The organism is Bacillus sp. Xin1 (genome assembly GCF_013314535.1).
In the GTDB taxonomy this organism is placed as follows: domain Bacteria; phylum Bacillota; class Bacilli; order Bacillales; family Bacillaceae_G; genus Bacillus_A.
Genome location: NZ_JABUAE010000016.1, coordinates 1 through 21,671 on the forward strand (window position 1 = coordinate 1; position 21,671 = coordinate 21,671).

The window sequence follows — 21,671 nt, forward strand, 5'->3', positions numbered from 1 at the left end:
AAAAAGCAGAGAAAATTAATTCTCTGCTTTTCTATTTGGCTTATTACCTGATGGTAAGAAAAATGATAACACCCAAGCAATTCCTGCTAATATAGTTGCAATTAAGAAAGCATCATTAATGCCATTAATTGCAGAAAGCTTTGAAATTTGTCCAAATAGTAGCTGAGAGCTCATCGTATTTCCTGCTTGTGCTGATCCAGCCACGGATGCTAAACTTTGTCCCATTCCATGTACTTGATCAACTAAAATTGGATTTGTTTTTGTTATCATATTTCCGTAGTCTGCAACGTGATTCGTTGTTTGTTGCGTCATAATTGTAATTAAGATTGCTGTACCAATTGAACCCGCTACTTGTCTTGATGTATTTTGCGTTGCTGTACCATGAGAAATTAAATTCATCGGCAGCGCGTTCATACCAGCTGTCATGATTGGCATCATAATGAATGACATTCCAAATGAACGGATAATATAGTCCATCATAATAACGCTATATGGTGTATCCATCGACAGCTGCGTAAATTCATACGTAGCATATGTTGTAATCGCTAATCCAACGATTGCTAGCGGGCGAATACCGTACTTATCAAATAACTTCCCTGCGACCGGTCCCATAATCCCCATAATTAATGATCCTGGAAGAAGCAGGAGACCTGATTCAATTGGCGTAAAGCCACGAATGTTTTGCAAGTATACAGGAAGTAATAACATCCCGCCAAATAATGCCATTGTTACGATTGCATTAATTAATAATGTAAAAGTAAACGTTGGATATTTAAATACTTGTAAATCAAGCATTTTGTTATCAGTCGTCATCTCTCTCCAAATGAATACCGCTATACCAATTACACCAACGATAAGTGAAATCACAACTTCGGCACTACTCCAGCTGTTATTTCCAGCTTCACTGAATCCATACAGTAAGCTACCAAGTCCAATACTCGAACTAATAACTCCAAACATATCTAGCTTTGTTTTTGAAACTGGCTGAGCTAGTGTAAAGAATTTTAAAGATAAGAATGTAATAACTAAACCGATGGCAAACATCGCATAGAACATTAAGTTCCAGCTGTAATTTTCAATAACCCAACCTGTTACAGTTGGCCCGATCGCTGGCGCTAAAATCATCGCTACACCAAGCAATCCCATTGCAGCTCCGCGCTTATGCGGCGGGAACAGCGTCATAAAAATATTCATACCAACTGGCATTAAAATCCCTGCGCCAACTGCTTGAATGACGCGCCCTGTCATCATCATTGTGAAGTTTCCAGATATCGCGCAAATAATAGAACCTACTGTAAAAAATAGCATCGCTGCTACAAATAATTTACGGTACGTAAACCGCGAAACTAAGAACGCACTAATTGGCACTAAAATCCCGTTTACAAGCATAAAGCCTGTAATTAACCATTGCGCTGTTGAAGTTGATACGTTGAACTCATTCATTAATGGAGGCAAGGCAACATTAATGATTGTTTGGTTTAAAATCGACACGAACATACCAAGAATTAATACCGCTACAACGGCTTTTACATTGACATTCTCTATCGGCATTTGCTGTTTCGATTTTTCTTGCTTTTTCGTTTCTTGTTTTGATGCTTCTAATTCAACTACATTTGAAGTTTTTTGCTCTGACTGATTTATTTCTATCTTACTTACGGCTGGGACTTGTTCTTCTCCCGCGTTCGTTTTTTTCTTTCTTAAAAGACGATTTACAAGGAAAAAGACGATAATACAAAATGCTGCATATCCTACAATTAAACCTGAGGACATTTTATCTTCCCCCCTTACTTATGAATACGAACTGTCACATTCATTCCAGGAACAATATTTACTGATTTGCTATGATCTAAAGAAACTTTAACTGGTACAACTTGCGTTACTTTCGTATAGTTCGCTGTTGCGTTGCTTGATGGAAGCATAGAGAATGTATTTGCCGTTGTTAATCCAACTTGTTCTACTTTTCCTGTTAAAGTTGTATCAGGATATGCATCTACATACACATCAACTTCTTGACCTTTTTGCACATCATCAACATCTGTTTCTTCAATATTTGCTGTTACCCATAAATCACTCATATCGTATGCATACGCAATTGGACTACCTGCCGCCACGAAAGCATTTGTTGTCGCATTTGATTGAACAACTGTTGCACTATGCGGAATTGTTACATCCATCGTTTGCTCACCATTTTGACCTGGTGCAGAAACAGAACCTAATTTATCATTTTCATTGTAACTCTTACCTATTTCAGCATTCCATTCTGTTAATTTCCCTGCTACTGGTGATGCGATTGGGATTACTTTCCCATCAATTTTCGCATTATCTGTTTTTAAGTAATTTTCAGCTTGGTTATAGTAGTAATAACCGCCGATACCACCGCCAACTAATACAATTAATGTGATAATGTTAATAATCACCATTCTTCGAAACTGATTCATTGCATTCCTCTCCTTATATCGCATATAATTTTTTTCTAAACTATTTATACCCCTTTTATTTATACTGTTTAATTGTTAATTATATTAACAATTAAACTAAAAAAGCACACCTTACGCATAGCAAACCAATTCTTTGCTTGTATGCTACCGGTGCTGTTTTCTAAAGGAATATCGTTTATAATTATAAATAATTATTTTGAATCTACAACCGACAATTTGAGCATATATGTTGGTTATCCAACACTACACTATATATTTGTTGGTTAAGTAATCAAAATTCAGCAAGGAGAAATAAAATGTCTATTAAAAATACAAACGATCCGCGTGTAAAACGAACGAGACAATTGATACAGGATGCTTTTGTCGCTTTAGTAGGCGAAAAGGGATTTGAAAATGTAACAGTTCAGCATATCGCTGAACGTGCTCCTGTCAATAGAGCTACCTTCTATAGCCATTATCATGATAAATACGATTTATTAGATAAGTGTATAGAGGAAATGCTAGCATCTTTATCAGAAGTGATTAAGCCCACAAAGCAAACAAAAGAAGATTTGCAACTTACCTTTAATTCACCACATCCAATTTTTCTAGCCTTATTTGAACACATCGCTGATAATGCTACCTTTTACAACGTAATGCTCGGTGATAAAGCAGCTGGAAACTATTCTTATAAAATGATGAAAACCATTCAAACACATTTAACATTAAGCTTATCTATTTCTCAGCCAGATGATGAAGAACTTATGGTTCCTCGTGATATTCTCATTAGCTACGTAACAGGTGCACATATCGGGATGATTATGTCGTGGTTAAAGAGAGGGATGATTTATACGCCACACTTTATGGCGATGCAACTCACCCGTTTAATTATTTTAGGGGCTCATACTGCCGCTGGGTTAGAGAGACCTTTTTAAAACATAAAAAAGCGAAGGGAACTCCCTTCGCTTTTTCTCATTAATTAAATGTAATGTTATGTACAGCCTCTTTATCAAGACGTTTAATTACTTCTACAATTAACTTCACTGCATTCTCATAGTCATCACGGTGTAACATTGCCGCATGAGAGTGAATATAACGAGTTGCAATCGTAATCGCCATAGACGGGATACCATTTACAGAAATATGAATTGCACCTGCGTCAGTACCGCCACCAGCTACAGAATCATATTGATAAGGGATGTCTAATTCATCTGCCACATCAACTACGAAATTGCGAAGTCCAGTATGTCCAATGACTGATGCATCATATAAAATGATTTGTGGTCCATCACCCATTTTACTTTGCGCTTCTTTTTCTGTTACTCCTGGTGTATCGCCAGCAATACCAACATCTACTGCAAACGCGATATCTGGTTTAATGTAGTTTGCAGATGTTTTCGCACCGCGAAGACCTACTTCTTCTTGTACAGTTCCAACACCGTATACAACGTTTGGATGCTTTTCATCTTTCAATTGTTTCAACACGTCAATTGCAATTGCACAGCCAATACGGTTATCCCATGCTTTTGCAAGTAGCATCTTTTCATTTTTCATTACTTGGAATTCAAAATATGGTACAACTTGATCCCCTGGTCGTACGCCCCATTCCATTGCTTCTTCTTTGCTAGAAGCACCAATATCAATGAACATATCCTTAATTTCAACCGGTTTTTTACGAGCTTCTGCTGGTAAAATATGAGGTGGTTTTGAACCAATTACACCTGTTACATCCCCCTTGCGCGTTACGATTGTTACACGCTGCGCAAGCATAACTTGTGACCACCAGCCACCAACTGTTTGAAAACGAAGGAAACCTTTGTCATCAATTTGCGTAATCATAAAACCAACTTCATCTAAGTGACCAGCTACCATGATTTTCGGACCGTTTTCTTCCCCTACTTTTTTCGCAACTAAGCTCCCTAAATTATCTGTAGAAAGTTCATCTGCAAACGGCTCGATATACTTTTTCATGACTTCACGTGGTTCGCGTTCATTACCTGCAATCCCGCGTGCATCTGTTAATTCTTTTAGCATTGTCAATGTCGCGTCTAATTTTGTCATTGTCAATACCTCCTTTTTCTTCAGTCACTTCATTATACAAAAACGAGTTGAAATATTCAAAAATTAAGTCAATACCCTTGTGTTTGACGCTGATGGTTTACTTCGTTTTTATCTAAATATGCTTTTTCAATTTCTTCTTGTCCAAAATCAAGAGCTTGTCCAAGACGAAGATAACTTGTAAATAGTTCAATATAATTTGTAATAGATGGCTGATCAGTAAAGCGAATCACTTTCGCATACGTGTCTAAGAAAATTTCAACTTGTGTTTTGTTCGTTTGAGCACATTTATAAAACAAGAAGTTTTTATCAATGCCTAAGTCGATCCCAATTGATAAAATAAAATGTAAACCGTCTACATATTCTTCAAGAATAACTTCGCGCTCAGCAGCTGGTTTTTTGCTCCAATATTTAAAACAACGTGTTTCATTTGCAAGTTCCCCAATTTCAACAAGCAGTGCTAACATTTTTTCTTTTAATAACTTCTTTGGTTGTAAGTCATGTTCCTTTACAATCCGATCATCTAATTCTTTTTGTAATTTAAATAGTTGTAGTAAGTCCATTCTATTCCTCCTCCAACATTGCCTAAATACAATGTTGTTTCATCTCATATTTATTGTAAGCTTAAAAAACCCTACCCTTTATGATTCGCTTTTTATCCCCTTATAAGATAGCTTGTCCCTAAATCATCAGTACGTTTCAAACATTATCTACATATGATGAAACTTCCATATCATCTTTCCATTATAGCAGTGTCGTTTCTACTAGGAAAGGTTCCTTTAAATGACAATAAAAAAGCCAGAGGAAACTCCTCCGACCTTTTACTATATATTCTTCTGTGTTGTTATAGTTCTTATACTTATTTTGTCATATCAATTACAACACGTCCGTTAATCTTTCCCTCTTCCATTTCACTAAATATCTCATCAATTTCATCAAGCTGACGTGTTTCTATAATCGCTTTCACTTTTCCTTCTGCAGCAAATTGCAATGTTCCTTGTGAGTCTTTTTTCGTCCCTACAATGGAACCAATAATTTTCACGCCACTTAAGACAGTATCAAAGATTGGTACTTCCATCATTTCTGGCGATAATCCTACTGCTACACATGCACCACCGCGTCTTCCATGTAAATGTTTCTAAGAATAAATAATATTATAAGTTGATTTAACGACACCATTTACATATTGTTTCGCATCAACTAATTTCAATTTTAAACGCGGTTTCACGCTACCAAATAAAGGTGTTCCTTCACCAATTATGACTGGATTTATTTTCAATACTACTTGGTCAATTAGTTTTTGCTGAACTAACGAGCCAGCCAGTTCTCCGCCTCCGCAGAGCCACAGATTACCAGCTTCTTTCACTTTTAAGTTTTTGATAAACTCAACTGCATCTTCCCTAACAAGTTCTACTTTTTCACTCGATTCAAATTGCATAGTATTTGAGAAAATATAATGCTTTAATTCTTTAAAATAACCTGGCTCTCCTGGCTTCGCACCAAATTGAAATCCAAACTCATATGTTTTTCTCCCCATTAATACCGCGTTATATTGCTCGACATCGGCAATAAAATCTGATACATGTTCACCTTCATATAAAAAAATCGAATCAGTAGCATCACCATCTAAGTCCGCAATAAAGCTATCCGCCGTAACTGCAATATGATAAATTAGCTTTGCCATGTGGTTCCTCCTCGTATCTTTTTCCATGCCCATTTCTATTTCTAATCCTTTTCTTTGTTTCCTGCTAGAGTTGTATCATTCAGATAAATAAAAAAAACCTTAGAAGAAAATCTTCTAAGGTTTTTGAATAATTAGTTTAAGTTGTTTTTTGCAACTGTTGCTAATTCAGCGAAAGCTTTTTCGTCATGAACAGCTAAGTCAGCAAGCATCTTGCGGTTAACTTCGATACCAGCAACTTTTAAACCGTGCATTAAACGGCTGTAAGAAAGACCATTCATGCGAGCAGCTGCGTTAATACGAGTGATCCATAATTTACGGAAGTCACGTTTCTTTTGACGACGGTCACGGAACGCATATAATAAAGACTTCATTACTTGTTGGTTAGCAACTTTGAATAAAGTATTTTTAGAACCGTAGTAACCTTTCGCTAGTTTAATCATTTTTTTACGACGTTTACGAGTAACTGTACCACCTTTTACTCTTGGCATAATATTACCTCCTAGATTGTTCTATATATAACCCGAACTTATTTTAAGTTGTCAAGCATTTGACGAATACGTTTGAAGTCACCAGCGCTTACTACACCAGCTTTACGTAGTTTACGTTTAGCTTTTGTAGATTTGTTAGCGAATAAGTGGCTTGTGTAAGCGTGAGAACGCTTAAGTTTACCAGATCCAGTCTTTTTGAAACGCTTTGCAGCGCCGCGATGAGTTTTTTGTTTAGGCATAGGTATTTCCTCCTCTATCTATTACTTATCGTTTTTCGGTGCTAAAACTAAGAACATACTGCGTCCTTCCATTTTAGGCTTAGATTCGATTGTACTAACTTCAGCACAAGCTTCAGCGAAACGATCTAAGACACGTTGACCGATTTCTTTATGAGTAATGGCACGTCCTTTAAAGCGAATTGATGCTTTAACCTTGTCGCCTTTCTCTAAAAACTTGATAGCATTACGAAGTTTTGTGTTAAAGTCGTGTTCATCAATTGTTGGACTTAAACGAACTTCTTTCATGCTAATTACTTTTTGGTTTTTGCGCTGTTCTTTTTCTTTCTTTTGTTGCTCAAAGCGGAATTTACCGTAGTCCATAATGCGGCATACTGGCGGTTTCGCATTTGGAGCAACCAATACTAAATCAAGATTAAGATTTGCAGCTAAGTCTAAAGCGTCATTACGAGACTTGATTCCAAGTTGATCGCCATTTGCGCCAACTAAGCGTACTTCACGTGCACGAATTTGCTCGTTAATCATCATATCCTTGCTAATAGTAAGCCACCTCCAAGGTTTTATCAGAATACGTTTTGCAATCATAGAACCCGAACAAAAAAAGTGCGGGCATACGACACCCACACTTGTAATATCTTTAGTAAGAAATACATTTACCTGCTAACTGCGCATGCGTCAATCAGGTGAGAAGCGGGTGCTTCTACTTGTTCTACAAAACAATATTCTATTATCCTTGATGAGTTTATCATAGGACATGACGTCTGTCAAGAAGACGCAATGTGTTTTACTAACAACAAGAAATATTGTAACAAACAACTAGCATACATGCAATACTTTTTTATGATAAGTGTTGTTTGGTTATTCTTTCTAACTTTTATTGCTTGTAATATACAAAAAAGTCGCGGCATGCCGCGACTTTTCATTAGCGTTTTCCTTCTACTTTAATCATATCGACAAACGCATCTAATGCGATTGTTTCTGATTTTTGCTCGCCATATTTACGTACATTTACGCCATTTTCAGCAACTTCATTGTCACCTACTACAAGCATGTACGGAATTTTTTGCATTTGTGCTTCACGGATTTTGTAACCGATTTTCTCTTCACGAGTATCTACTTCAACACGGATACCAGCACGGTGTAATTCTTCTTGTACTTTCTTCGCGTAATCTAAATGCACTTGCGGAGAAACCGGAATTACTTGCACTTGAACTGGAGCTAACCAAGTTGGGAATGCACCTTTATATTCTTCAATTAAGAAGGCAACAAAGCGTTCCATAGTTGATACAACACCACGGTGAATTACAACTGGACGATGTTGTTTACCGTCTTCACCAACATAAGTTAATTCAAAGCGTTCTGGAAGTAGGAAGTCTAATTGTACAGTTGAAAGTGTTTCGTCTTTTCCAAGTGCAGTACGAACTTGAACGTCAAGTTTCGGACCGTAGAATGCCGCTTCACCTTCAGCCTCATAGTACTCAAGACCCATTTCATCCATAGCTTCTTTTAACATTGATTGTGCTTTTTCCCACATCTCATCATCAGCATAATACTTTTTAGTATCTGCTGGGTCACGATAAGATAGACGGAATGAATAATTTTCTAAACCGAAATCTTTGTATACTTCTAAAGTTAAGTTTACAACGCGCTTCAATTCTTCTTTTATTTGATCTGGGCGAACAAAAATGTGCGCATCATTTAAAGTCATTCCGCGTACACGTTGTAATCCAGATAATGCTCCAGACATTTCATAGCGGTGCATTGTTCCAAGTTCCGCAATACGGATTGGTAGTTCACGATAGCTGTGAATATCATTTTTATAAACCATCATATGATGAGGGCAGTTCATTGGGCGAAGAACTAATTCTTCATTATCCATTTCCATTGATGGGAACATACCATCACGGTAGTGGTTCCAGTGACCAGAAGTTTCATAAAGTTCTCTGCTTCCTAGTACTGGAGTGTATACGTGATCATATCCTAAGCTTGCTTCTTTATCAACGATATAACGCTCAATAATACGGCGGATTGTTGCACCCTTTGGTAACCAAAGGGGTAAACCTTGACCTACTTTTTGGCTATTAGTAAATAGTTTTAACTCTTTACCTAATTTACGGTGATCGCGCTCTTTCGCTTCTTCAAGCATACGTAAGTGCTCATCTAATTCTGCTTTTTTCACGAATGCAGTACCGTAAATACGTTGTAACATTTTATTGTTGCTATCGCCGCGCCAGTAAGCACCTGCAACGCTTAATAATTTAAATACTTTAATCTTTCCTGTAGATGGAAGGTGAACCCCACGACAAAGGTCGAAGAATTCGCCTTGTTCGTAAATTGAAATCACTGCATCTTCTGGAAGATCATTAATTAAGTCTAATTTTAACTCATCGCCAATTTCTTCATAACGACGAAGTGCTTCTGCACGTGGTACTTCGTGACGAACGATTTCTAAGTTCTCGTTCACAATTTTTTGCATTTCTTTTTCGATTTTTTTGAAGTCTTCAACTGTAATTGCTTCTTCCATATCGATATCGTAGTAGAAGCCATTTTCAATTACTGGGCCGATACCAAGTTTCACATCTTTATATAAACGTTTTAACGCTTGTGCTAAAAGATGAGCTGTTGAGTGACGTAAAATATATAAGCCCTCTTCAGAATCTAATGTAATGATTGAAACTGCACCATCTTCTTCGATTGGTGTAGAAAGATCGATCATCTCATCATTTAATTTTCCAGCCACAGCTTTTTTCTTTAAGCCTGGGCTAATAGAAGCTGCGATTTCTTCAGTTGTTACTCCTTTTGGAAACTCCTTCACAGCTCCATCAGGGAAAGTAATTTTAACTACATCTGCCATCACTGGTCACTCCTCTTTTTTCTCAAAATAAAAAACACTCATCCCGTAAAAAGGGACGAGTGTTGAATTCGTGGTTCCACCCTTGTTCCAATTAACAAAACTGTTAATTGCTCAAGTACAACATAACGGTGTTGACCGTTAGCAATTACTAGACAAAACGTTCACTGCTAAAGTTTAGAGGTGGTAAGTAATAGACCCGTACTAGGAAGCTCACACCCTAAGGCTTCCCTCTCTGAAAATCGTAGTAAATTACTCATGTCCTCATCGTGACATTTCAATATATTTCATTTATGTAGGTAATTATATGCTCAAAAACTTAGAAAATCAAGGGCGTTCCCTTTATTTTTTAAATTTTTCACGTTGTGTTCAAATTCATGCGGTGCACATATTTGTACTCTTTCTTGAAATACATTTTGAAGGGTAACAATCATATTATGATCTTGCTCTTTCGTATACAAATAAATCATTTTCGGCGAAATAGAAAGAAGCGGTGCAATTACCTTCGTGTCAATGTACACACCCTGCTTAGTTAGTAACTCCTCGTCTATATATTGAACCAATTTCTCTTGTTTTAAACGTATTCCTTTTTCATCATAAAAAATAAAACTTTCATCAAATACAAGATGTAAGCAAGATAACCGTGATTTTCGGCTACTTACTTGTTGCCGTAGCATCTCTACAAACATTTGATATTCTTGCTCCATTTTATATTCATCAATTGCTACTTCCGCAAGCCTGTGCACCATTTCTTTATACGCGCGCAGGCGAAAACGAATATAGGATGAAAAGGAAAACGAAAGCGGGTCACAGATCCATCCTTTTAAAGAAGACATAACATACATCTCAATTTGATTACGTGTTAAATCTCGGGTAATTCCTTTTCTTTTTCCATTTAAAATTGCTTGTGCCATATGTAAAATTTGATGGCATTCTTCTTGCTCTTGATAAAAAAACTTTTCTTTTAAAATAGCACGAAGCCATTCATTTTGTTTTATATTAACAATAAAATAAAGGAGTACCGGTATCAAAACTTTCTCCATATAATTCGATTCGCATATTGGAATATGAATTGTTACCTTTTGTTCATATAAATAAACACTCGTTTCTTTATATAGCTTTTCCGTTCTCTTTATCAGTTGTTGATATACGTGCGCAGCATCATTTTTTTCTTCGAAGCAGATTTCAATCACTCTTGTCCCCCCTTTTATCCCGCTCTAAAGGACAGTTAACCCCTCAGCTTAAAACGAAGTGAGGCACACATCCATAAGAGTCCGATCCGTGAAGCCTTACTCTAAGTAGAAATAACTCCCCTATCGCCGAAAGCCTTCACTCGATATTTCTTGCTAATTTTATATATATTAACGGTGGAAGAAAAAAATGATACAAGCTCGTATGAATTTTCAGATTAACAATGTATTTCCATTGCTTAACTGAGCATAAAAAAGAGTCTGTTTTCATACAAAACAGACTCTTTTTTATATAAGTACAAATTTAAAATATATAAAAAATAACTTTCTCCTATTTCTTTTCTATCTTTAAGCATGACGACGATTCTTCCCGCCAATCGCAACTGGTTTTGCCAAATATTTAATACGCTCCATAATACGGGCTGCTTTCATTTCTTCTGCTTCTCCGCGCTGCGTATACGTTAAATGATGCTCTAACTGTTTAAAGTCAAAATTAGATGTAAAGAACGTCGGTAAGTTTTCTAGCATACGGAACTGCAGTATAGCACCAAGCACATCATCACGCACGAAACTTGACATTGCTTCTGCCCCGATATCGTCTAGCATTAATACTTGTACACGCTTCACAGCATCAATCTTTTCACCTATCGTATTATTTTGCAATGAGCTTTTAATTTCTCGCAAAAATTCTGGTAAGTATACAATCATTGAACTTATTTTTTTCAAGGCTAATTCATTTGCAATCGCTCCTAAGAGATACGTTTTCCCTACACCAAATTTACCGTAGAAATATACCCCTTGTACTTTCTTCCCAGGTTCGTATGCACTTAAAAATTCATTTGCCGCACGAATCGCTTCAATGCGCGGCTCTAAATCTGATGGATCTAACTTTTCCATAGAAGCCTGTAAAATATCACTTGGCATATAGACACTTTGCACTAATTTTTCATACTTCTTCCTTTCATCATAAGCCACTTTTCTTACACAGCGATCATATTGAATATCAATCATCTTACCTTGAATAATCAATTTCGGCTCATATCCTTGAATCATATTTTTACACGATTCTAAGTTCGGACAATCTGCACATCCAACGCTTTGCCCAATGTATTCATATAGCTTCACAAGACTTCGTTCTATCATAGAAGTCGTCACTTCACCTTTATGTTCTTCAATAAACTCTTTCACACGCGGATGCGCCATCACTTCCGCTTTTAACACTTCATATCTATTTTTAAAATTTTCATTTTGCATCAACTTTGCAAATGAATTTTGAATATGCTCCATTCTCTCACCTCAAAGAGTGTTCATTCTCCTCTATTAATCACGCTTATATTTTTTCAACTCTTCTTCCAATCTCTTTCGTTCTTCTTCTAGCTTGCTCGTATTTTCTTTTGAACTTGCACCTTTTTGTGATTGTTTTTTCGATTCTTTTTTCGGCTCTTCTTTCTGTTCTTCCTTAAGCCAATCTGGCACCATCTCTGTCCGTACTGCTTTCTTCGTTGTAGGGCCTTTCTTCTTCGTCTCAGCCCACTCTTGATATTGACGATTCTCTTCTTTCGCTAAAGCCATCGCTTCTGATACGGTACCAACCTTTTTTCGTGCCCAATGCCCTGCAATTTTCTCAACATATGATTTAGCCAGTTTCATGTCAGAACGAAGCATAACGTAATAAATAAGTACATTGACAACACCTGGCGCTAGTTTTTGACTCAACATCACTTCTTCTACAATTTGTAAATCTGCTTTTGTTGGTTCTACCCCGCCTGAGATTTCTTTTAATAATTGTTTCGGTGAAATTTCCTCAAGCTGTTTGATAAGCATCTCTTCTTGCGTAGTTGGCTCTTTCTCTTTCATCGTACGCGTAGAATGGGGTTGCACCCGTTCACTTAACACCGGAAGCGCTTGACCGTTTTCAAATTGATACCAATCACGCGCTCCTTTACGAAGCCTCTCCGTATCAATCGTTTGTAATTCTGTCACTGCACCAAGCACTATATTTTGCATCGATAATACATCGACGTCATACACGTAGGCTAGCGTAATGACACATTCACGTACTTGATCCGTAATTGCCTTTCTTGGGACGAGCGTCGATACCCCTTCTACAAATAAAGAAAAGTCAAAGAAATCATTCCAAACCTTAGGCGCAGTCCCCTGTTCATTTCCAGGCATGACTGTTGTCTTTGGAATACGAACTTCCTCTTGTGCATGCTCAAATTGACCTGGATTAAATGAACCAAATACATCATTAAAAGAACGTGTAACATTTTCATATGAAGCAAAATCGAATTCTTCTTCTAAGAAGTATTGTTTAACTTGATTATATTTCGCTCTGCTCAATCTGTTGTACAAGAAAATACTCAAAACAATATCATCAAAAAATTGTTTTGGAGTTAGTGGTGGCTGCAATTCATATATAAACATCCGAATATCTTTTTCTTTTTTAATATATACGTTTAAAAGCCCAATTGCTTCTAATTTCACCCGTTCTTCATATACTTCAGGAAGCTGCATTTGCATTGTCACCATCAGAGAGTGATGTGTATTCTCTTTTCCGAATACACGATCCTGCTCTAGCTCTCCCCACAGCGTCATGTATAGGCTAAAAGCCTTGCTACCCACTAATGGTTGATATAACATTGTTAATACCTTCCGATCGTAATTATGCAATAGCCCTTTTGCACTTACTTTATAACGATCGATTGGCAATAGCTCCATCCATGACTGTTTTTCCATTCCCTGCAATTCCTTTCTTTTGTCCATTTTACGTATTCTATTAGTAAAAAAGAGCTAATAGCTTACGCTTATAGCTCTTTTTCACGTAATTTGCGGGTTCAATTCTTCCATCATTCCAAAAGAAATGAAACAAAGAGACAGCCACCGCGAATCAGAGTTTTATCTTATTCTCTTTCTTTTTGCAGTATATCTTTTAATTCCTCAATGAATACATTTAAATCTTTAAATTGACGGTATACAGACGCAAATCGTACATAAGCAACATCGTCAATATCTCGAAGTGCTTCCATTACGATTTCACCGATCATATCGCTTTTCACTTCTGATATTCCTAAATTACGAAGTTCACGCTCTACTTTTTGCGTTACTTCTTCTAATTGCTTTAACGATACAGGTCTTTTTTCACACGCTTTAATTAACCCGCGTAAAATCTTTTCTTTATTAAACTCTTCTCGTGTTCCCTCTTTTTTTACAACAATAAGAGGTGGTTCTTCTACCCGTTCAAATGTCGTAAATCGATTTAAACAACTTTCACACTCTCTTCTTCTTCGAATGGAGCGTCCCTCATCTACCGGACGTGAATCCAATACTCTTGTACCATTATGAAAACAGGTTGGACAACGCAACTCATTCACTCCCTTGCAATTTAATCTTCATTCTTCTCGTTTCACCTACATGCGAAAATATATATACAATATTATATAACCTATTTGTCTACGCTTACTACTTCCATTTATATAAACTAAAAAAGAGGTGCATTATACACCTCTTTACATTTTAAATCAATTATGTTCTTTTTTAAAGAGCTTTTGTTTCTCTATGCTTAATTTCGAAGCTACCTGTGCCTCGAGGAAGCTCGATGCTCTCTCGCGTTTTCGCATTTAAACCTTCTGCAATGTATTCTGCAGCAACATTTGGATCAATACGATCCCCACAAGTATAAACATCAATACTTGCATAGCCGTGCTCCGGGAAGCTATGAATTGTTAAATGTGATTCCGAAATGATTACAACTCCACTTACACCCTGCGGTGCAAACTTATGGAAAGCAACCTCACGTACTTCAGCACCTGCTCTTAGTGCTGCATCCACAAATAATTGTTCAATAAACGGCATATCATTAAGCTTGTCGAAATCGCAATCCCAAAGTTCAGCGATTACGTGACGACCCATCGTGTCCATAGTATCCATTCTACAGTTCCCCCTCATAAAAATTTAATCTAACTGTTCGAATTGAAAACTAATTTGCAATTTGGCTTGCTCTACTACCACGGGGGAAAGTTAGTCCAGAGAGGTCCTAACCCTTTAAGTAGTAACTACGTACCTCAGCTCTTAAGTTTACGAGTGTTAGTATACTTTGTTTATTTTCATTTTGCAACAACAGTTTTTTCGATTTTTTGTCATATTCTCTTCTTTACTTTTCCAAAAAACAAATAATTGATTCACAAATGCAATAATCACAATGGTTTCTCCTATGTACCATTCGCGAAAATATACTTGTATAATTTTTTTCCTTTTCAGAAAAAAATACAAAAAAAGAAGACAAGCAATCGCTTGCCTTCCTTGTATCATTAAATGTGTTGTACATTTTCTTGTTTTGTTAATTCAGCAGCAACTAACTGCACAAGATCTACAACACGGCGAGAGTAACCCCACTCGTTATCATACCAAGCAAGTACTTTCACTTTACGTTCGCCCATTACCATTGTAGATAAACTATCAATGATAGCTGAGTGTGTATTTGTATTAAAGTCAATCGAAACTAAAGGTTCCTCACTGAATTCAATAATCCCTTTCAGTGGACCGTTTGCAACAGTTTTAAACGCTTCATTAATTTCCTCAACTGTTACATCACGTTTCACATCTACTACTAAGTCAACAAGAGACACGTTTGGTGTCGGAACACGAAGTGCCATTCCATGAAGTTTTCCGTTTAAATGTGGAAGAACTTTCGCTAGAGCTTTTGCAGCACCTGTTGTTGTAGGAATAATAGACTGTCCACAAGCACGTGCTCTTCGTAAATCTTTATGTGGGTTATCAATATTTTTTTGGTCATTTGTATAAGCATGAACAGTTGTCATTAAACCGTTTTCAATTCCAAACTGCTCATCTAACACCTTAACAACAGGCGCTAAACAGTTTGTTGTACAAGATGCATTTGAAATCACGGTATGTTTTGTAATATCTAATTGTTCTTCATTTACACCAACTACAATTGTTACATCCTCATTTTTACCTGGCGCTGTTAAAATAACCTTCTTTGCGCCAGCTTCTACATGAAGAATCGCTTTTTCTTTCGCATTAAATTTACCAGTTGCTTCAATTACAATTTCAACACCCAGTTCTTTCCAAGGCAATTCTTTTGGATCGCGGTTGTTTAGAAGGCGAATCATTTTCCCATCCACTAATAAATGATCTTCAAATGCTTCCACTGTTCCGTCAAACTTGCCATGAACTGTATCATACTTGATTAAATGTGCTAATGTTTCTGGTGGATAGCTTGCGTTAATCGCTACAATGTCGAATGCGCTTTCTTTTATCGCTTGACGAAATACCATTCTCCCAATACGTCCAAATCCATTAATTGCCACACGAGTCATAATATGTTATCCCCCTTGAATGCGTTATACTATTTATCTCCAATCCCAATAATAGTATAACACAAAAAGAAGATATGTCACTAAGCATTTTCACTAATTTCATATTTTTTTAATTAATGATGTTCCACTCTTTTAAAATGAGCTGTAGTTGTGCTTTTGTCTCAGCAATTGTGCCATCATTATAAATCACTTTATTAGCTAATGTTACTTTCTCTGCTAAAGACATTTGCGAATCAATGCGCGCTTTTGCTTCTTCTTCTATAAAACCATTCCGCTTCATTAAGCGTTCTAACTGTGTACTAGGCGCTACAGCTACAACTAAAATTTGATCCACAAGTTCTGTTAACTTACTTTCAAATAAAAGCGGAATATCTAGCACAATCGCTTGCACATCTTCCTTTATGTACATATCCTTCTGAGCATTCATTTCTTTGCGGACAGCTGGATGAACGATTTTGTTTAAATGCAATCGTTTTTCTTCATTATGAAATACAATACTCCCAAGCTTCGGACGATTAAGTTCACCATCTGCTTGTAATATTTCTTCACCAAATACCTCTACAATTTCTTTATACGCTTCTTTACCTTTTTCTACAACTTCTCTTGCAATAATATCTGCATCAATAACAGGAATGTTCATCTCACGAAACATTTGTGAAACTGTACTTTTCCCGCTTGCAATGCCTCCCGTTAAACCAATAACAATTGTCATTATGCTACCCCCTTATGAATAGGAGCGTGAAACTTATGTTTCACGCTCCTACTTACATTTTCCAAATACCAATAATAATGAGTAAAATTCCAGGTAGGAACGTAAATTTTTGTAACCACCGCATATTTGATAAAACAGTTCCGAGCTTCATTCCAATAAATAAAAACAAAGAACTCATAACAGCAACTAATACCGCCATCATGGCAGGGGTATACCCTAATAAAGATGCACCAATCCCAGCCCCAAACGAATCTACCGAAAGAGCAATACCAAGAAGTAAAGCTTCCCCCCCAGAAATCGTGCCTGATTTATCAAAATCAGCAACAGTCGGTCTCCGTAAAATTTGAATGACTAATCCAAGTGAAGCAATTTCTAATTTCCAAACTTTTTCTTCGTGCTGCGGCTCATCTTTTTTCTCACTCCGAAAAAATTGATATACAACCCACGCTCCAATAGCTATTAGAACGATTCCTCCAATACGCGTTGCAATCACTGGGGAAAACACTTTGGCAATCATATGTCCAATTCCCATCGACACAAGCATAACAGCCGCTGAACACATTCCAATGATGAGTATCGATTTTAACGGAATCCGTACGCCCCGCAGACCATAAGTAAGCCCTACACTACAGCTATCCAAACTTAATGTAAAAGCTAATAAAATAAGAGAGAAATATTGATACATCGGTAAGCTCCTTCCCTATACATAGCTTTGCTGTATGTATATGACAAATGCCTATCCGATGTTATTAGAAAAAAATCTCTTTCTTAGCTTTTGGGCTGGCATATAGGACAATAGTGCGTCCCTCGTCCACCAACAACTGTCTTTTCAATCACATTCCCACAAGTTACACACGGTTCACCTTTTCTACCGTACACATTTAACAGCTCCTGAAACGAGCCAATTTGTCCTTGTGAATTGATATATGTTCTAATTGTACTGCCACCGCGCTTCACTGCTTCACCCAATGTTGCGACTATTGCTTCATAGATTTTTTCTATTTCTGCCGTTGTCAAAGTAGAAGCTTCCCGTTCTGGATAAATCCCAGAACGGAATAGCACTTCATCCACATATATATTACCAAGTCCTACCACAAGACGCTGATCTAGCAATACAACTTTTATTTTGCGGTTTGTCTTTTGCAATCTTTCTTGCAAATACCTTGGTGTCAATTCGGAAGCAAACGGCTCAGGCCCTAAATCTGCAAGTGGCATTTGGTCGAATTCTTCTCCTTTTTTAAAGAGATGCATCGTACCAAACTTTCTTACATCTTTATAGTGCAATTCTGTCCCGTCTGTAAACTGAAAACGCACATGCGTATGTTTATCAATTGGTTCATCGCCTTCATGAAGCAAATACTTACCTTCCATACGCAAATGTGAAACGATCACATATTTTGTTACATATAGAAGTAAAAACTTACCTCTTCGCTCAATTCTTTCAATCTTTTCACCGCGTAACATTTCTTTAAAAAGCTCAGCGTCATCAGGTCGCTTTACTAATTTCGGATATGTTACAATTACATCTTTAATTATCTTTCCCGTTACAAGGTTTTCAAGAGTCCTTCTAACGTTTTCAACCTCTGGTAGTTCAGGCATTCAATCACTTCCTTATTTTGCATCATACCAAGTTGGACCAGAAGAATAATCCACTTTTAGCGGAACAGCAAGTTCAATCGCATGTTCCATTACCTCAGGTACAAGCTTCTCTAGTTTTTCTATCTCTTCTTTCGGCACTTCAAAGATTAATTCATCGTGTACTTGCAAGAGAAGACGCGCTTGTAATGCTTCTTCGTTTAAGCGATCCGCCATAATAATCATCGCTTTTTTAATAATATCTGCCGCACTACCTTGAATTGGCGTATTCATTGCAGTACGCTCTGCAAAGCTGCGCAAATTAAAATTACGACTCGTTATTTCTGGAATATAACGGCGACGATTTAATAATGTAGACACATACCCTTTTTGCTTCGCTTCTTGTACAATCTCATCCATATATTCTTTTACACCAGGGAAACTTGCGAAATACTTTTCAATAAATTCTCCTGCTGCTTTTCGTGTAATCCCTAAATTTTGTGAAAGTCCATAATCACTAATACCATACACAATTCCGAAGTTAACCGCTTTTGCTTGACGTCTCATGTTCGATGTTACTTCATCTTTTCCAACGCCAAACACGTCCATTGCAGTTTTCGTATGAATATCCATATCATACTGGAACGCTTCTACTAACCCTTTGTCTTTTGCGATGTGTGCCAGTACGCGCAGCTCAATTTGTGAATAATCGGCAGCATACATAACCCATCCTTCTTTCGAAGGAATAAATGCTTGACGAATCTTCCTTCCTTCTTCCAAACGAACTGGGATGTTTTGTAAGTTTGGATCTGTAGAACTTAATCGTCCTGTTTGTGTTAACACTTGATTAAAACGCGTATGAATTTTAGAAGAATCTTCATGAACAACTTTTAATAATCCTTCAATATATGTTGAATTTAATTTTCCTAATTGACGATAGTGTAAAATTTTAGGGATAATTTCATGATGATCCATTAACTTATCCAGTACATCGGCTGATGTAGAATATCCTGTTTTCGTCTTTTTAATAACTGGTAAGTTTAAGTTTTCAAATAGAACAACACCAAGCTGCTTTGGTGAGTTAATGTTAAACTCTATCCCAGCCAGCTCATAAATCTCTCGTTCCATTTCTTTCAGTCTACCAGCAAGCTCATCCCCCATATTACGTAAGCGCTCCGTATCAACCTTAACACCTTTTACTTCCATTTCAGCTAACACGCGAGCGAGCGGCATTTCGAGATCTGTAAACAGTTCATACTGTTCATTGTTTTGTAATTCTTCTACAAATGTTGGTTGAACATCATATAATACATGTACTTTGCGCGCTACATGCTCCGCAACTACACCTTGTTCTGGAACTGCACGTTTCGCACCTTTTCCGTATACTTCTTCATCAGATTTAACAGCATGCGTCTCTTTCATTTTCGCTACGGCACGGAAATCTTTATCTGTATCAGCTGGATCAAGTAAATAAGCTGCAATTAGTAAGTCAAAGTCAATTCCTCTGATTTCTACATCTTTCCACTTAAGTGCAACAATTGCACGTTTCGCATCAAACGTATACTTTCTCATTTCATCATTTGCAAGCCATTTCGTAAAAGCTTCAGACTTGAGCGCAACATCAGTTGGAATGAAATAACAACCATTTTCATTTTGAATACCAAATCCTTGAATGTCAGCTTTATGATAGTTATCTTCCTGTACCTCAACGATAATTGCACTATCTTGCTGAAGCATCTCTTCTGTCACTTCTTCTACAATATCAAATGAAATATCATCTAATTCAGCTGGCGTTGTTTCTTCTGGAGTCGCACCAAGCTTGTTTAATAGAGAAGTAAACCCTAAATTCTCAAACATCGGAATAACATCACTTGCTTCATAGCCTTTATATTCGATATCGTCCACATGTACCGTAATCGGTGCATCTGTAATAATTGTTGCAAGCTCTTTGCTCATGAGCGCCTGCTCTTTATTTGCTTCTAACTTCTCTTTTAATTTCTTTCCACTTACCTGATCTAAATTTTCGTATACTGCTTCTACTGTTTCAAATTGCGTTAACAATTTAATCGCAGTTTTCTCACCAACTCCTGGTACCCCCGGGATATTATCTGATTGGTCTCCCATTAAACCTTTCATATCAATAATTTGTTTTGGTGATAAACTATATTTTTCAAATAGAGCTTCTGTCGTATATTCATCTACTTCTGTAATCCCTTTACGCGGAATACAAACAAGTGTGTTATCAGAAACAAGTTGCAGTAAATCTTTATCTCCAGAAATAACTTTTACATAAGCACCTTGTTCGCTCGCTTCTTTCGCAAGTGTCCCCATAATGTCATCCGCTTCATAATTCTCTAGCTCATAGCGCGGTACATGAAATGCATCTAGCAGTTCACGAATAAATGGGAATTGCTCGGACAATTCAGGTGGCGTTTTTTGACGCCCTCCTTTATATTCACTGAATGTTTTGTGACGAAATGTTGTTTTACCCGCATCAAACGCAACAAGCATATGCGTCGGTTTTTCCTCTTCTAATATCCTCATTAACATCATCGTAAAACCGTAAATTGCGTTCGTATGTATACCTTTGTCGTTATTTAAAAGCGGCAGTGCAAAGAAAGCACGATACGCGATATTATTCCCATCGACTAATACGACCTTTTTTTCCAAATCAGAAACCTCCCCATACAAATTTAAAACGATTTATATATATAAATACCTATTGAAAACCGACATAATCCCTTTCTTTTTAGAGGGAAAGGGCATCCTGCCATACATAGAAACGATCAGCCATTCTTCCTGTCCCATGCCAAATGAAAACCAAAAGAATAAACGATCCCTTTTGTTCTTCGTAGCAGCAACTTATACGCCTGCAAATCAAATGGATTTATATAGAAAGAAAAAACCGTTATTTCCTTCTCTCTATATTAACATGACTACGAGAGAGAAGAAAAATAACGGTTCTTCCGATTACATATATTTAGACATACAAATGAAGATGCTGTCACAATGTCCTTATTGTATTGTTATAACACTTTGACATAAGTTACAAGAGATATTATGTTTTTACAAAAAAGGGAAGTGACGAGAATAGAGCACTATCCTCGTCCAAAACTACTCC

The 21,671-nt window shown here is 36.9% G+C and carries 20 protein-coding genes, 1 pseudogene and 2 other annotated features; of the genes and pseudogenes, 1 reads left to right on the forward strand and 20 read right to left on the reverse strand.

Annotation, left to right across the window (positions count from 1 at the left end; all coding sequences use genetic code 11):
• Positions 1-15 precede the first annotated feature (15 nt).
• Entirely contained in the window at positions 16-1,770 is a 1,755-nt protein-coding gene (locus tag HRG09_RS15190; protein ID WP_174101612.1) for a DHA2 family efflux MFS transporter permease subunit, read from the reverse strand.
• A 14-nt stretch (positions 1,771-1,784) separates the two neighbouring features.
• Positions 1,785-2,438, reverse strand: a complete 654-nt coding sequence (locus HRG09_RS15195) for an HlyD family secretion protein (RefSeq protein ID WP_174101614.1) — start codon at positions 2,436-2,438, stop codon at positions 1,785-1,787.
• Between the two features lie 296 nt (positions 2,439-2,734).
• Between HRG09_RS15195 and HRG09_RS15200 the strand changes: the two genes are divergently transcribed.
• The gene (locus tag HRG09_RS15200) at positions 2,735-3,352 is read left to right on the forward strand and encodes a TetR/AcrR family transcriptional regulator (protein ID WP_174101616.1); all 618 of its coding nucleotides are present in this window, start codon (positions 2,735-2,737) and stop codon (positions 3,350-3,352) included.
• Between the two features lie 40 nt (positions 3,353-3,392).
• Here the strand turns inward: HRG09_RS15200 and HRG09_RS15205 are convergent, their stop codons facing one another.
• The 18 genes and pseudogenes from HRG09_RS15205 to polA all read right to left on the reverse strand — a co-directional run bounded on the left by HRG09_RS15205 (position 3,393) and on the right by polA (position 21,220).
• Positions 3,393-4,478: a M42 family metallopeptidase gene (locus HRG09_RS15205; protein WP_174101618.1), complete on the reverse strand. Its 1,086-nt coding sequence runs from the start codon at positions 4,476-4,478 to the stop codon at positions 3,393-3,395.
• Between the two features lie 68 nt (positions 4,479-4,546).
• Positions 4,547-5,038, reverse strand: coding sequence for a dUTP diphosphatase (locus tag HRG09_RS15210; protein ID WP_000365055.1), 492 nt, complete (start codon positions 5,036-5,038; stop codon positions 4,547-4,549).
• Between the two features lie 296 nt (positions 5,039-5,334).
• Positions 5,335-5,598 (reverse strand): annotated as a pseudogene (locus HRG09_RS15215) (zinc-dependent alcohol dehydrogenase); the annotation flags it as partial.
• A gap of 15 nt (positions 5,599-5,613) precedes the next feature.
• Positions 5,614-6,159: a dihydrofolate reductase family protein gene (locus HRG09_RS15220; protein WP_174101620.1), complete on the reverse strand. Its 546-nt coding sequence runs from the start codon at positions 6,157-6,159 to the stop codon at positions 5,614-5,616.
• Positions 6,160-6,290: 131 nt separating this feature from the next.
• On the reverse strand, positions 6,291-6,647 hold the full coding sequence (gene rplT, locus HRG09_RS15225; RefSeq protein ID WP_174101621.1) for a 50S ribosomal protein L20: 357 nt from the start codon (positions 6,645-6,647) through the stop codon (positions 6,291-6,293).
• 38 nt (positions 6,648-6,685) lie between these two features.
• The gene (rpmI, locus tag HRG09_RS15230; RefSeq protein ID WP_001125945.1) at positions 6,686-6,886 is read right to left on the reverse strand and encodes a 50S ribosomal protein L35; all 201 of its coding nucleotides are present in this window, start codon (positions 6,884-6,886) and stop codon (positions 6,686-6,688) included.
• Between the two features lie 21 nt (positions 6,887-6,907).
• Complete coding sequence (gene infC, locus HRG09_RS15235) at positions 6,908-7,411, reverse strand: translation initiation factor IF-3 (protein ID WP_174101776.1); 504 nt, start codon at positions 7,409-7,411, stop codon at positions 6,908-6,910.
• 63 nt (positions 7,412-7,474) lie between these two features.
• Positions 7,475-7,595: a sequence feature (ribosomal protein L20 leader region), on the reverse strand.
• A gap of 210 nt (positions 7,596-7,805) precedes the next feature.
• A complete protein-coding gene (gene thrS, locus HRG09_RS15240; RefSeq protein ID WP_174101624.1) occupies positions 7,806-9,737 on the reverse strand; it encodes a threonine--tRNA ligase in 1,932 nt (643 codons plus the stop codon).
• A gap of 48 nt (positions 9,738-9,785) precedes the next feature.
• Positions 9,786-10,014, reverse strand: a binding site (T-box leader).
• Positions 10,015-10,045: 31 nt separating this feature from the next.
• Positions 10,046-10,927 carry a putative sporulation protein YtxC gene (gene ytxC, locus HRG09_RS15245; RefSeq protein WP_174101625.1) on the reverse strand — a complete coding sequence of 294 codons (882 nt, stop codon included), beginning with the start codon at positions 10,925-10,927 and terminating at the stop codon, positions 10,046-10,048.
• 345 nt (positions 10,928-11,272) lie between these two features.
• Positions 11,273-12,211: a primosomal protein DnaI gene (dnaI, locus tag HRG09_RS15250; RefSeq protein WP_174101628.1), complete on the reverse strand. Its 939-nt coding sequence runs from the start codon at positions 12,209-12,211 to the stop codon at positions 11,273-11,275.
• A gap of 33 nt (positions 12,212-12,244) precedes the next feature.
• Positions 12,245-13,663, reverse strand: coding sequence for a replication initiation and membrane attachment family protein (locus tag HRG09_RS15255; protein ID WP_174101630.1), 1,419 nt, complete (start codon positions 13,661-13,663; stop codon positions 12,245-12,247).
• Between the two features lie 164 nt (positions 13,664-13,827).
• Positions 13,828-14,289 (reverse strand): transcriptional regulator NrdR, encoded by a 462-nt coding sequence (nrdR, locus tag HRG09_RS15260; RefSeq protein ID WP_174101632.1) that lies wholly within the window; start codon positions 14,287-14,289, stop codon positions 13,828-13,830.
• Between the two features lie 172 nt (positions 14,290-14,461).
• A complete protein-coding gene (gene speD, locus HRG09_RS15265) occupies positions 14,462-14,845 on the reverse strand; it encodes an adenosylmethionine decarboxylase (protein ID WP_006096185.1) in 384 nt (127 codons plus the stop codon).
• A gap of 389 nt (positions 14,846-15,234) precedes the next feature.
• Positions 15,235-16,263, reverse strand: coding sequence for a glyceraldehyde-3-phosphate dehydrogenase (locus HRG09_RS15270; RefSeq protein ID WP_174101634.1), 1,029 nt, complete (start codon positions 16,261-16,263; stop codon positions 15,235-15,237).
• 109 nt (positions 16,264-16,372) lie between these two features.
• A complete protein-coding gene (gene coaE, locus HRG09_RS15275; RefSeq protein ID WP_174101636.1) occupies positions 16,373-16,975 on the reverse strand; it encodes a dephospho-CoA kinase in 603 nt (200 codons plus the stop codon).
• A gap of 52 nt (positions 16,976-17,027) precedes the next feature.
• Positions 17,028-17,660, reverse strand: coding sequence for a sporulation membrane protein YtaF (gene ytaF, locus HRG09_RS15280; protein WP_174101638.1), 633 nt, complete (start codon positions 17,658-17,660; stop codon positions 17,028-17,030).
• Positions 17,661-17,743: 83 nt separating this feature from the next.
• Positions 17,744-18,574 (reverse strand): DNA-formamidopyrimidine glycosylase, encoded by an 831-nt coding sequence (gene mutM, locus HRG09_RS15285; RefSeq protein WP_174101640.1) that lies wholly within the window; start codon positions 18,572-18,574, stop codon positions 17,744-17,746.
• A 12-nt stretch (positions 18,575-18,586) separates the two neighbouring features.
• The gene (gene polA / locus HRG09_RS15290) at positions 18,587-21,220 is read right to left on the reverse strand and encodes a DNA polymerase I (protein WP_174101642.1); all 2,634 of its coding nucleotides are present in this window, start codon (positions 21,218-21,220) and stop codon (positions 18,587-18,589) included.
• Between the last annotated feature and the right edge of the window lie 451 nt (positions 21,221-21,671).

Coding starts and splice junctions, on each gene's coding strand:
- HRG09_RS15190 (WP_174101612.1), bottom strand. CDS start 1,770: ATGTCCTCAGGTTTAATTGTAGGATATGCAGCATTTTGTATTATCGTC.
- HRG09_RS15195 (WP_174101614.1), bottom strand. CDS start 2,438: ATGAATCAGTTTCGAAGAATGGTGATTATTAACATTATCACATTAATT.
- HRG09_RS15200 (WP_174101616.1), top strand. CDS start 2,735: ATGTCTATTAAAAATACAAACGATCCGCGTGTAAAACGAACGAGACAA.
- HRG09_RS15205 (WP_174101618.1), bottom strand. CDS start 4,478: ATGACAAAATTAGACGCGACATTGACAATGCTAAAAGAATTAACAGAT.
- HRG09_RS15210 (WP_000365055.1), bottom strand. CDS start 5,038: ATGGACTTACTACAACTATTTAAATTACAAAAAGAATTAGATGATCGG.
- HRG09_RS15220 (WP_174101620.1), bottom strand. CDS start 6,159: ATGGCAAAGCTAATTTATCATATTGCAGTTACGGCGGATAGCTTTATT.
- rplT (WP_174101621.1), bottom strand. CDS start 6,647: ATGCCAAGAGTAAAAGGTGGTACAGTTACTCGTAAACGTCGTAAAAAA.
- rpmI (WP_001125945.1), bottom strand. CDS start 6,886: ATGCCTAAACAAAAAACTCATCGCGGCGCTGCAAAGCGTTTCAAAAAG.
- infC (WP_174101776.1), bottom strand. CDS start 7,411: ATGATGATTAACGAGCAAATTCGTGCACGTGAAGTACGCTTAGTTGGC.
- thrS (WP_174101624.1), bottom strand. CDS start 9,737: ATGGCAGATGTAGTTAAAATTACTTTCCCTGATGGAGCTGTGAAGGAG.
- dnaI (WP_174101628.1), bottom strand. CDS start 12,211: ATGGAGCATATTCAAAATTCATTTGCAAAGTTGATGCAAAATGAAAAT.
- HRG09_RS15255 (WP_174101630.1), bottom strand. CDS start 13,663: ATGGAAAAACAGTCATGGATGGAGCTATTGCCAATCGATCGTTATAAA.
- speD (WP_006096185.1), bottom strand. CDS start 14,845: ATGGACACGATGGGTCGTCACGTAATCGCTGAACTTTGGGATTGCGAT.
- HRG09_RS15270 (WP_174101634.1), bottom strand. CDS start 16,263: ATGACTCGTGTGGCAATTAATGGATTTGGACGTATTGGGAGAATGGTA.
- coaE (WP_174101636.1), bottom strand. CDS start 16,975: ATGACAATTGTTATTGGTTTAACGGGAGGCATTGCAAGCGGGAAAAGT.
- ytaF (WP_174101638.1), bottom strand. CDS start 17,660: ATGTATCAATATTTCTCTCTTATTTTATTAGCTTTTACATTAAGTTTG.
- mutM (WP_174101640.1), bottom strand. CDS start 18,574: ATGCCTGAACTACCAGAGGTTGAAAACGTTAGAAGGACTCTTGAAAAC.